The following is an 11,522-nucleotide window of genomic DNA, read 5'->3' on the forward strand; positions in this document are numbered from 1 at the left end:
TCCTATGCCATTCGGCCGACTATCCGGGGCGAGCCGGCGAGGCTATTGTGCACGAAGCCTGTGACACGCTGCAGCGAAGCGAAGTAGCGCCCGGGCGCGCAGAACATGCATCGAGAAATCGGATTAAGCTTGCACGCTGCGTCGTTCACCCCACCGCCCGGCTGCATCGCCTGGCTGCATCATCTGGCTATCATGGAGAATCAGAAATGAACTATCGTCGGCTCGGACGTTCCGGCTTGCAGATCAGTGAACTGTCCGTTGGCTCATGGGTGACCTACGGCAATCAGGTCGACCATCGGCTCGCGCGCGAGTCGCTCGCGGCGGCCCGCGACCACGGCGTCAATTTCTTCGACAACGCCGAGGTCTACGCGAAGGGCCAGTCCGAAGCGATTATGGGGCGCGCGCTGAAGGAACTGGCCTGGCCGCGCGTCGATTACGTGGTGTCCACCAAATTCTTCTTCGGTCTCAATCAGGCGCCGAACCAGCATCAGACGCTCAATCGCAAATACCTGCACAACGCCATCGACGGCTCGCTCGCACGCCTGCAGCTCGATTACGTGGATCTCGTGTTCTGTCACCGGCCCGACCCGCATACGCCGATCGAGGAAACCGTGTGGGCGATGAGCGACATCATCGCGCGTGGCAAGGCGCTGTACTGGGGCACGTCGGAGTGGAGCGCGGACGAGATTCGCGCGGCGCACGAGATCGCCGAGCGGCATCATCTGCGCAAGCCGGTGATGGAGCAGCCGGAGTACAACCTGCTGCACCGCAAGCGGGTCGAGCGCGAGTATGCGCGGCTCTACGAAGACATCGGCCTTGGTCTCACCACCTGGAGCCCGCTCGCCTCAGGCCTCCTGACCGGCAAGTACCGCAACGGCGTGCCCGAAGGCAGCCGCGCGCAGGTTCAGGGCTACGAGTGGCTGCGTGAGAGGCTCACTGACGCGGGCAGAAACGGCATCGTCGGGCGGCTGGCGGAAGTGTCGGACGACCTCGGGTGCACGCTCGCTCAGCTTTCCATCGCGTGGATTCTCAAGAATCCGCATGTCAGCACGGTGCTCACGGGGGCGTCGCGCACGGAGCAGATTCGCGAGAACATGAAGGCGGTCGAGATCGTCGGGAAATTGACGCCGGAGGTGATGGAGCGCATCGAGGCGATCGTCGGCAAAGTGGCCGCCTGACCGGTGCCGGCGGGCGGTCGGCTACAATGACCGCCCTTCGCGCGCCCCACTTTCCGGCAGCGCCGTTTTGACCCGACCGTTGCGCCCTTATCCGACCCTCACGCCATGTTCAGTTATCGCCACGCCTTCCATGCAGGCAACCACGCCGACGTGCTGAAACACGCTGTGGTCGTGCAGTTGCTCCGCTACCTCGGCCAGAAGGACAAGTCGTACTGGTACATCGATACCCATGCCGGCGCGGGTGCCTACTCGCTCACGGAGGGTTACGCCGCGAAAACGGCGGAGTTCGAGACGGGCATCGGGCGCCTTTGGGAGCGGACCGACTTGCCGCCGCTCCTCGCGGACTACGTCGACGAAGTGCGGGCCATGAACCCCGATGGCAGCCTGCGTTTCTATCCCGGCTCTCCGTATCTTGCGTGGAGGCTCATGCGCGAGCAGGACCGGATTCGCCTTTTCGAGATGCACTCGACCGAAATCGACGTGCTGCGCCACAATTTCCGCGACGCGGGCCGTCGCGCCATGATCTTCGAGGCGGACGGTTTCGAGGGTATCAAGGCGCTGCTGCCGCCGCCGCCGCGCCGGGCGCTCGTGCTGATCGACCCCTCCTACGAAGACAAGCGGGACTACGCGCGCACGCTGACTTGCGTCGAGGAAAGTCTGAAGCGGTTTGCGACGGGGACTTATGCCGTCTGGTATCCGCAGGTTACGCGGCTCGAATCCCAGCGTTTCGCCGAGCAACTGAAGCGGCTGCAGCCCGGCAACTGGCTGCATGCGCTGCTAACGGTAAGCAAGCATCCCACCGACGGTTTCGGCCTTTTCGGCAGCGGCATGTTCATATTTAATCCGCCCTACACGCTCGCGGGCGCGCTGAAGGAAGCGCTGCCGTACCTCGCCGAGACGCTGGGTCAGGACGACCACGCAGGGTTCAAGCTCGAGCATCGGGGCGACTGAGGTCACGGGGATGTCAGCGTGGCGGCAGGCGCAGGCTGTTTGCGTCCCTTGCCGCGACTTGGCGAGGAACATCGGCAAGCGGCAGACGGCAGACTATAGCGGCTGAGCCGGCGGCCGAGTCGGTGGCAAGGTGAAAGGCGACACGGTGCCTTGCGGAGCCCCCGGCCGATAAGGAACCGCGGGCATGGCGCCGCCGCCATGACGTCCCGGTCCGGCGCCCGGATAGGAAGGTATCGGATGTGACGGACGCGGAGGCGCTCCAGTCGGCGGCTGCGCCGCGGCCTGGCCGCCTGACCATTCCACATAGGGCGAAACGATGATCGGCGGCTGCTCCTGCTGCGGCAACTCCGGCATGGTCGCCAGGGGCGGTGCCTGGACCATGCCGGGCCCCGACAAGGGTCCCGTCTGGAGTACCGTGCCCCCCGTGCCGCTGTGAATGCCCGATTGGGTGTCGAGCACGAGCGGCTCTCCGCCCGGCTTCGCGAGCGCTGTTTGCACGACGCAAGCGCTCAGGGCAATCGCGATCACGCCGGCAGCTGATGAAAACCGCGGCCCGCGTCCGTATCCGACAAGTCTGCAGTTCTTCATGTCGCCCAGTGTGATCGTTTAGACGAAAACGCTTTACCTTACCGTGGTGGCAAGCTTTAGGCTAGTCGTCTCGATCCCGACAATTACGTCATCAATGAAGGAGAAGCGATGAAACCACGAAAAATCCTGCTTGGCGTTGCTCTGGCGCTCACGTGCGCCGCATCGGTCCCCGGCGCGTTCGCTCAAGCCAATGCCCCCTCGCACGACGCCATGCCCGGCATGAAGATGCCCGCCGATTCGTCGACGCAGGGCGACTCGCCTTCCACCGCGGCCTTCCGGGCGGCCGACCAGTCGATGATGAGCGGCATGTCGAACGTGCAATACACGGGCGACGCCGATCGCGACTTCGTCGCGCACATGATTCCCCACCACGAGGGGGCGGTCGAAATGGCCAAGGTCGAACTGAAGTACGGAAAGGACGCGAAGCTGCGCAAGCTGGCGAAGGACATCATCGCCGCGCAGGATAAGGAAATCGCCTTCATGCGGCAGTGGCTCGCTGCGCACCCGCAAGCGAAGTGACGTTCACGCGGACGTTGCGCGCGCGACAAATCGAAAAAACGTTGGCAAGCACGGCGCCAATGACACGAACAGCGACAGTGCCGTAAACGACAAAGCCCCGCATTGCGGGGCTCTCACTACAGCATCGGTTCGGCTTTGAAGCTTACAGCGTGTAGCCGTTGGTTTCGAGCGAACGGATACGCTGCTCGAGCTGAACGATATCCGACGATTGCGCCAGATACTCTTCGCGGCGGCGACGCTCGGCGGCTTCAAACCAGATGCTGAATTTTTCGAGCAAATAAGCAAGCATGATGTTCTCCAAGGATTGCAGTTGAATCCCCGGCAGTTCGGGTCAGGGATTTCCCTTAAAAGGGTTAACCCGGATTATAACTAGCCTTTTGCAAAAGTGTTAGTGAATTGCTTGAATACCGTGCATTCCGAACCGGAATGGTGCGCGCACCGTTACCGGGCAAGTGACTGATTCCCCATGAAATTTCCTCGCCACCGAACGGAACGCACAAAAATCGCGCGCGATACTTGCATCAATTTGGTGCAATCGTGCGATCGTTCGCCAGCCGCTCGATGATCGGACAATCGGGCCGCTCGTCGCCGTGGCAATGATGGGCGAGATGCGAGAGCGTGTCGCGCATGTCGGTCAGTTCCGCGATGCGCCGGTCGAGTTCCGCGACGTGTTCCAGCGCGATCACCTTGACTTCGGCGCTCGCTCGCGAGCGGTCGTGCCAGAGCGCAAGCAGCTTCCGGATGTCGTCGACCAGAAAGCCCAGCCGCCGCGCCTGCCGCACGAAACGCAGCGCATGGACCTCCTGCTCGTTGTACACGCGGTAGCCGGACGCCGTGCGGCCGACCGGCTGCAGCAATCCGACGCTCTCGTAGTACCGGATCATCTTGGCCGTCACGCCGGACGCGCGGGCCGCTTCGCCAATATTCATCATGAGCTCTCCAGAACCAAAAATAACTCTACACCTTCCCACGGTAGGAAGGTATACGATGGTTACGATCGCTCAACTTTTAAGGACAAGGAAATGACCGAATTCGAAGTGCAAGGCATGAGCTGCCAACATTGCGTCGCTGCGGTGACGCGCTCAATCCAGGAAATCGACCCGACAGCGCAGGTGCGCGTCGATCTCGAACGCGGCCGCGTGTCCGTCGAATCGTCGCAAAGCACCGATGCACTCAAGGACGCCATCGACGAAGCGGGCTACACCGTGGTGTCCGTGGCCGGCGCATGACGCGAAACGCCGCGTTCAAGGTTGCGCTGATCGGCGCGTCCGGCCTGCTCGGGCGCGCGATCGCGAAGGAACTGGCCGGCGTGGCCGGCTGGACCCTCGTGCGCACGGCGCACAGCCGTCGCGACGCGCAAAGCGTGAAGCTCGACATCCGGGATGCCGCCGCCATCGGCGATTTCATCGGACGCGAGTCGCCAGACGCCATCGTGGTGGCGGCAGCGGAGCGCCGGCCGGACGTCTGCGAGAACGATCCGGCGCTCGCCCGCGCGCTCAACGTGGACGCGCTGCGTTTCATCGCGAATGCGGCGCGGGACCGGGATGCCTGGGTGCTGTCGATTTCCACCGACTACGTTTTCGACGGCTCTGCGCCGCCCTATTCACCCGACGACCCGCCCTCGCCGGTCAACGCATATGGTCGCAGCAAGCTCGAAGGCGAACGCGCGCTGCTCGAATCCGGCGCGAAGGCGTGCGTGCTGCGCCTTCCGCTGCTCTACGGGCCCGTGCTTGACTGGAGCGAATCCGCGGTCACGAGCCTCACGCCGGCGATCGTGAAATCGTCGGCGCCTCTCGCCCCGGCCGCCGTGATGGACGCGTGGGCGATCCGCTATCCGACCTTCACGCCCGACGTCGCCGTCGTGATCCGGCAGATGCTTGGCCGTCACGCGCGAGGAGAGACGATCTCCGGCATCACCCAGTGGTCCGGCGACGAACCGATGACCAAATTCGACATCGCGCAGCGCATCGCCCGCGTGCTGAAAGTCGATGCGCGGCTCGTCGCGCAACGCACGCCCGCCGACTCGACGCCACGTCCGCGCGATTGCCATCTCGATTCGGTCAGGCTCGAGGCGCTCGGCATCGGCCGGCGCACGCCGTTTGACAGCGCGATCGCGAGCGTGCTGGCGCGATACCCCGAGCCGACGCAGACATTGAAAAGTCAGTGAAAATCGCGGCTCGCGGTGGCAAGACGCCCGAGCAGCGCGCTATGGTCTTCGAGCCGCTGCGCCACCAGATGCCGCACTTCGCCCTCGCATTGCCAGACGCCGTATACCGCCAGCAATGACGCGCCGAGCAGCGTCTTGCGCTCTCGTTCGACGAGCGCCGGCCAGACGATCACGTTGATCGCGCCGGTTTCGTCCTCGAGCGACACGAAAATCGTGCCGTTCGCCGTGCCCGGCCGCTGCCGCACCGTGACGATGCCGCAGGCCCGGGCGGCTCGCCCGTTCCTGTAGAACGCGAGTTCGGCGGCCGTCCTGAAGCGCATCTGCGCGAGCCGCGGGCGCAGCAGTTCGAGCGGATGGCGATTGAGCGTGAGACCGAGGCTCGCGTAGTCGTCGACGATTTCGCGGCCTTCCGACGCCTCGGGCAGCGCGAGCGGCATTTCGGCCATCGGCGCGTCGCGCAGCAGTTGCGGCATCGGCTGCTGCGCCGTGACCGCCCACCACGCCTGGCGCCGGTGCCCCGCGATACTCGCGAGAGCATTGCCGGCCGCGAGCGCTTCGAGCTCCCTGCGCGACAAGGCCGCGCGGCGCGCGAGATCGTCGACGTCGGAAAACGGCGCCGCGCGGCGCGCGGCCATGATCCGCCCGGCCGCCGCCTGCGGGAACCCCTTGATGAGCTGTAAACCGATCCGCACGCCCGGTCCGCCCAAGCCGTAAGCCCTCGACGGTTTCCTGACCCTTGCCGCGAGGCACCTCGCCGCGCGCCGCACGGTTTTCCTGAGGATCTGCTTCGGCAGCGGCGTGCCGTAAAGCCGCTGCCGGAACATTGCTTTCTCGAAATCGGCGACGATCCGCTCTCCGCGTCCGTCCGGCTTTTCGAGCACCGATTCCCAGTCGCTCAGCGAGACATCGGGCGCAAACACGCGCACGCCGTGACGCTTCGCGTCCTGCACCAGTTGCGAAGGCGAATAGAACCCGAGCGGCTGGCTGTTCAGGAGACCCGCCAGGAACGCAGCCGGCTCGTAGCGCTTGATCCACGCGCTGACATAGACGAGCAGCGCGAAGCTCGCCGCATGGCTTTCCGGAAAGCCGTATTCGCCGAACCCTTCGATCTGCCGGCAGACGCGCTCCGCGAACTCCTGTTCGTAGCCGCGCGCCAGCATCTTCGTCATCAGGTCGGCCTGATACTTTTCGAGATGACCTCCGCGACGCCAGGCCGCCATCGCGCGCCGCAGGAGATCGGCCTGCTCGGCCGTGTATTGCGCGGCGACCATCGCGAGCTTCATCACCTGCTCCTGGAAAATCGGCACGCCTAGCGTGCGCTCGAGCACCGGCCTCAGTTCCTCCTTCGGATAATCCGCGTCCTCCAGCCCCTGCTTGCGACGCAGATACGGATGCACCATGCCGCCCTGAATCGGCCCGGGACGCACGATCGCGACCTCGATCACGAGGTCGTAGTACTTTTGCGGCCTCAGGCGCGGCAGCATGCCCTGCTGCGCCCGCGATTCGATCTGGAACACGCCGATCGTGTCGGCGTGGCAGCACATTTCGTAGACCGCCGGGTCCTCGCGCGGAATCTGCGGGACGCCGAACTCCGGCAAGCCGCGCCGCAGCGCGACGAACTCAAGCGCGCGCCGGATCGCCGACAGCATGCCGAGCGCGAGCACATCGACTTTCAGCAGCCTGAGCGCGTCGATGTCGTCCTTGTCCCACTGGATCACGCAGCGGTCCTTCATCGCCGCGTTCTCGATCGGCACGAGCCGCGACAGCTTGTCGCGCGCGATCACGAAGCCGCCGACGTGCTGCGACAAATGCCGCGGAAATCCGCGCAGTTCGCGCGTGAGGCGGATCAGGTGCTGCGTGATGTGCGAATCCTCGCTGAAGCCGGCTTCGGCCAGATAGCCCGCGACCGCCGCCGGCCCGTCCCACCACTGCTGCGACTTGCCGATCCGCTCGATGAGCGACGCGTCCAGCCCGAGCGCACGGCCGACATCCTTGAGCGCGCTTCGCGTGTGATACGTGATGAGAGAAGCCGCGAGCGCCGCGCGATGCCGCCCGTATTTCCGGTAAATGTACTGAATGACTTCTTCGCGCCGCTGATGCTCGAAATCGACGTCGATGTCCGGCGGCTCGTTGCGCGCGCGCGAGATGAACCGCTCGACCAGCATGTTCATGCGCACCGGGTCGATTTCGGTGATGTGCAGGCAGTAGCAGATGATCGAATTGGCCGCGGAGCCGCGCCCCTGGCACAGGATTTTCTGGCTGCGCGCGAACGCGACGATGTCGTAGACCGTCAGGAAGTATTTTTCGTACTTCAGATCGGCGACGAGCGCCAGTTCCTTGTCGATCTGCGCGATGCTTTGCGCGTCGAGCCCGTCCGGCCAGCGCTCGACGGCGCCCGCCATGACCCGCTTGCGGAGATAGCTCGCGGGCGTTTCGCCCGCCGGCACGAGTTCCTCCGGGTACTCGTATTGCAGCTCGTCGAGCCGGAAGGTGCAGCGGGCCGCCACTTTCAGCGTTTCGGCGAGCGTTTCCGGCGGATAAAGTGCGCCGATCCGCAAGCGTGTGCGCAAATGCCGCTCCGCGTTCGCTTCGAGCGCATAGCCGCATTCGGCAAGCGGCCGGTTCAGGCGGATCGCGGTCAGCGTGTCCTGCAGCGGCTTGCGCGAACGCGCGTGCATCAATGCGCCGCCGGCCGCCACGAGCGGCAGGCCGCTCGCCTGCGAAATGAGCCGCGACGACGCGAGACGCTCGTCATCACTGCCGTCCTGCCACAGTTCGAGCGCGAGCCAAGCGCGGCCGGCGGCGAAACCGGCGAGCCAGTGCGCGCAATGGAGCGTCTGCGCGAGCGTGGCCGAACGCTGCGGGACGAGAATCAGCAGGCAGTCGGGCAAATGCTTCAGATGCGCGACGTCGCCGCGCAAATCCGATGCGTCCGCCGATGCCGCGGGATTCGTGAAGTCCTCGGGCGTCAGCCGGTAGCTGCCCTTGCGCTCACGCGAGCGGGCAAGCGAGATGAGTTCCGACAGATTGCCGTAGCCCGCGCGGTTGGTCGCGAGCGCGATCAGGGTGCAAAACGGCTCGCCGTCGGCATCGGTGAGCTGCAGCTCGCTGCCGATGATCAGCTTCAGCGCGCGCGTCTGCGGCATCGGTTCGCCGGCTTTCTGGGCCGCATCGGCTGCCGCTTTCGCCTGCGCTTCCAGATCCCTGATCGCGCCGTGCGCACGCACGGCGCCGGCGAGCGAGCATTCGTCGGTGATGGCGAGCGCGGTGTAACCGTTTTCGAGCGCGGCTTCGGCCAGTTCCTGCGGATGCGAGGCGCCGCGCAGGAACGAGAAGTTGCTGAGGCAATGCAGCTCGGCATAGTCGGGCATGAGCGTCGAGGACGCCATTGCCCGCGAGTAGGCGGACTTCGCCTGGTTCGTGTCGTCCATCGTCGTCAGCCGAAAAATCCGTGCAGGAACCAGTCACCCGACAAGCGCTCGCGATACAGCCAGAACATGCGGCCGCGGTCGTCGGCGGCGATGTAGTAGTCGCGCTGGACGCCATTGCCGTCCCACCAGCCGGCTTCGATCCGCTCGGTCCGGCTGATCACTTTCAGCGCTCGCCGGTAGAACGGCCTTTCGTTGCGCAGCATCAGCCTGAGCGGCGCCTCGAGGATCCATGACGGCCTCGGCTGCGACGGCACCGCGAGGTCCGGCAGGCTGAGCGGCGGCGGATTCTCGGCTTCGGCCGGCTGGGGGGCGTGGTCGGAGTCGGAGTCGGAATCCGAGTCGGAGCCGCTGTCGAGGTCCCTGGCAGGGCCGTCGCCCGGCTTCGCAAGCGGCTTCGTCTTTCTCTTGCGCTTCGCTTTCACTTCCCGCGCCGGCTGATAGATCTCGACGGCCATCGCCGCTTCCGGCCGGTGATCGTCCCGTGCGGCGAGTTGCAGCACGTTTTCCGCGCCGAGGCGCGCGCTCAGGCGCTCCAGCAGCTGTGCCATCGACTCGCTGTCGGAACTGGGCATCGGAAATAGCGTGTCCGATTGCGGCGCGTGTTCGCTGACCTTGTCGGCAAGCAGCTTCATCTCGATAACGGGCGCGGCGAGCGTCGTCTGATTCAGCTTTTCGCGCAAGAGCCACAGCACGTGCTCTGCGTCGCGCGTCGGCACGGCCCACGCGACTTTCAGCTGCGAGCGCTTCGGCGCATGGCGCGCGGCCAGTTCGTGTTCGAGCCAGAGCGTGAACTCGCTCACGGCCGCGTGATGCGCGCTCAGCCATCCGGCGAGCTGGAGCACGAGCCGGCGCGCGGCGAACAGCAACGCCTCCGCGCTTTCGACACGCGCCTGCAATTCGAGCCGGGCCTCGAACGACGCCGGCGCGCGAAACGCCTCGCGCGGATCGGGCGCCTCGCCATACGCCTGCGCGAGCAGTTGCAGGACACCGTTGCCGAAGCGGCGCGTGACACCCGCACGCGGCAGGCGGCGCAAGTCGGCAAGCGTCGTGCAGCCGATCTGCTCGAAGGCATTGCCGTGCGTGGCCGCCGACGGCAGCAGCGATACCGGCAATGCATCGAGAATGCGCAGGAGCGTCGTTTCCTTCACGATCCGCGTGCGCAGCGTCACCCGGCGCGTGCGCGCATGCGCGAGCAGCCACGCGCCCCAGGCAGTGGGCGCGCAGCCCATGCGCGACGTAAAGCCGCACCCCTTTACCGTCGCCATCACCTTCGAAATCAGCGCCTTCAGTCCGCCGAACAGCCGCACGCTCGCACCGACTTCCAGCAGCACCGTATTCGCGTGAGCGAGCACGACCTTGGGCGTGAAGGCGAGCAACGCCAGCGCAACGGCTTCCAGCGCCTCCTTTTCGAGCCGGATGTCCTCGGCAAGCAGGGTCAATCGCGGCGCCAGTGCGAAGGCATGCGAACGCGTGCTGCCGGGCCGCACGCCGAGCCGGAACGCGACGATGTCGGGCAGCAGAATGCGTGCGTGATCGGCGAGCGCGAAGCACGGCCGCCCTTCGTCATCTTTCGACGGGGCCGAAGCGGCCGTCGTCGATCCAGGCGAATTCGCGTTCGTTTCGGGCGCCGCCATCGACGGCGGCCTGACTGCTTCGAGCGATAAGAGCGGCAATGTCACCGCTATCCACAACATGACTGACCTCTCGTGCTTTCCTGTTCAATCGCGAGCGGCGGACGTGCTCGGGCAACGCCGGCATCTGCAGTGGCAATTGCAGACGAAGCGGCTTATCCAGCAGGGGGCCGCGCCGCTTGATGATGTCTATTTGCAGCATGACCTGCTGCATCCATTCGCGCCGGTTCATCGTCTGGGCGTCGTCGGGCAGGATGGGCCTGCAGATCATGCGCAGCGGCGCGGCCGACGATTGCGCGGCCGCTTCGACGGGCCTGAACAGGAACGCGAGCGCCTGCGAGTCCTGTGCCGCCACTTGCAGACGCCGCAGTGCTTCCGGACGCACTTTCGGCAGCCAGATCAGCACCGCACCGACGCCCTTCTGCTTCAGCGACTGCTCCGCCGCCCAGAGCGTCTGATCTTCAGGCGTCTTGACCCAGAACAACTTGTCGGTCGCAATGCCCCACGCGCGAAACGCCGCCAGATAAGGCTTCCAGGGGGGCGACACGAAGACGGCAGAACGGGACTTGATGGTCGTCAACTCCCGCAGTGCGCGCGACAGCAGCCGCATCTCCCCGACACCACAATCCTCGACAAGAAGTTCGGTGAGCGCGCCCGCCATCCAGCCCGCGCCTGGCAACACGCGATCGAGCTTTCGATGTCCGCTCGAGATGACGCTGGAATCCGTCCCGGTGACCTGGCTGCCCTGCCACAACTGCCGCTGCAGATCCGACGCCAGCCCGATCTCGACCAATGAAATTGCTGCGCCCATGAGCTCCCCGGTTCGATACGAATACAAGGGCCTGCTCAGTTGGTGAGCTGTCGGCAACCTCTCGTTTTACTGTACATTTATACAGTATTCTGAGGGCTGAGGTAAGGGCAAATGATGCGCGCCTGAGGGTGGAGAATCGGGTGTTTTTGCTGGGTTTTTAGCTTCCGATTCAGCAGAAGAAGAATTCTGGCGAAAACGGGAATAGCACTGGACAGCGGACACGGCATGGGTCCGTGCATGCTGCAC

At 65.1% G+C, this 11,522-nt stretch carries 10 protein-coding genes; 5 read left to right on the plus strand and 5 right to left on the minus strand.

What is annotated here, in order from left to right; genetic code table 11:
- The first annotated feature begins 206 nt into the window (after positions 1 to 206).
- The 3 genes from BG61_RS20360 (at position 207) to copM (ending at position 3,236) form a co-directional block, all read left to right on the plus strand.
- Positions 207 to 1,178, plus strand: coding sequence for a potassium channel beta subunit family protein (locus tag BG61_RS20360; protein WP_035924362.1), 972 nt, complete (start codon positions 207 to 209; stop codon positions 1,176 to 1,178).
- A 105-nt stretch (positions 1,179 to 1,283) separates the two neighbouring features.
- Positions 1,284 to 2,129 carry a 23S rRNA (adenine(2030)-N(6))-methyltransferase RlmJ gene (locus tag BG61_RS20365; RefSeq protein WP_035924360.1) on the plus strand — a complete coding sequence of 282 codons (846 nt, stop codon included), beginning with the start codon at positions 1,284 to 1,286 and terminating at the stop codon, positions 2,127 to 2,129.
- Positions 2,130 to 2,825: 696 nt separating this feature from the next.
- The gene (gene copM, locus BG61_RS20370) at positions 2,826 to 3,236 is read left to right on the plus strand and encodes a CopM family metallochaperone (protein ID WP_035924358.1); all 411 of its coding nucleotides are present in this window, start codon (positions 2,826 to 2,828) and stop codon (positions 3,234 to 3,236) included.
- Positions 3,237 to 3,378: 142 nt separating this feature from the next.
- Here the strand turns inward: copM and BG61_RS42030 are convergent, their stop codons facing one another.
- Together BG61_RS42030 and cueR are read right to left on the minus strand one after the other, a co-directional pair.
- Positions 3,379 to 3,525 (minus strand): DUF3563 family protein, encoded by a 147-nt coding sequence (locus BG61_RS42030; protein ID WP_129572010.1) that lies wholly within the window; start codon positions 3,523 to 3,525, stop codon positions 3,379 to 3,381.
- Positions 3,526 to 3,757: 232 nt separating this feature from the next.
- A complete protein-coding gene (gene cueR / locus BG61_RS20375; RefSeq protein ID WP_035924525.1) occupies positions 3,758 to 4,165 on the minus strand; it encodes a Cu(I)-responsive transcriptional regulator in 408 nt (135 codons plus the stop codon).
- Positions 4,166 to 4,258: 93 nt separating this feature from the next.
- Between cueR and BG61_RS20380 the strand changes: the two genes are divergently transcribed.
- On the plus strand, positions 4,259 to 4,465 hold the full coding sequence (locus BG61_RS20380) for a heavy-metal-associated domain-containing protein (protein ID WP_035924356.1): 207 nt from the start codon (positions 4,259 to 4,261) through the stop codon (positions 4,463 to 4,465).
- Positions 4,462 to 5,403: a dTDP-4-dehydrorhamnose reductase family protein gene (locus BG61_RS20385; RefSeq protein ID WP_035924353.1), complete on the plus strand. Its 942-nt coding sequence runs from the start codon at positions 4,462 to 4,464 to the stop codon at positions 5,401 to 5,403. The genes BG61_RS20380 and BG61_RS20385 overlap by 4 nt, the downstream gene beginning before the upstream one ends.
- Here the strand turns inward: BG61_RS20385 and BG61_RS20390 are convergent.
- Genes BG61_RS20390 through imuA form a run of 3 tightly spaced genes read right to left on the minus strand, consistent with a single transcriptional unit; the run spans position 5,397 to position 11,276 of the window.
- The gene (locus BG61_RS20390) at positions 5,397 to 8,834 is read right to left on the minus strand and encodes an error-prone DNA polymerase (RefSeq protein WP_051672673.1); all 3,438 of its coding nucleotides are present in this window, start codon (positions 8,832 to 8,834) and stop codon (positions 5,397 to 5,399) included. The genes BG61_RS20385 and BG61_RS20390 overlap by 7 nt on opposite strands.
- Before the next feature lie 5 nt (positions 8,835 to 8,839).
- Positions 8,840 to 10,468, minus strand: coding sequence for a Y-family DNA polymerase (locus BG61_RS20395; protein WP_035924351.1), 1,629 nt, complete (start codon positions 10,466 to 10,468; stop codon positions 8,840 to 8,842).
- Positions 10,398 to 11,276 carry a translesion DNA synthesis-associated protein ImuA gene (gene imuA, locus BG61_RS20400; protein ID WP_035924349.1) on the minus strand — a complete coding sequence of 293 codons (879 nt, stop codon included), beginning with the start codon at positions 11,274 to 11,276 and terminating at the stop codon, positions 10,398 to 10,400. The genes BG61_RS20395 and imuA overlap by 71 nt, the downstream gene beginning before the upstream one ends.
- Positions 11,277 to 11,522: the final 246 nt, after the last annotated feature.

The sequence above is a fragment of the Caballeronia glathei genome (genome assembly GCF_000698595.1).
GTDB classification, from domain to species: Bacteria; Pseudomonadota; Gammaproteobacteria; order Burkholderiales; family Burkholderiaceae; genus Caballeronia; species Caballeronia glathei.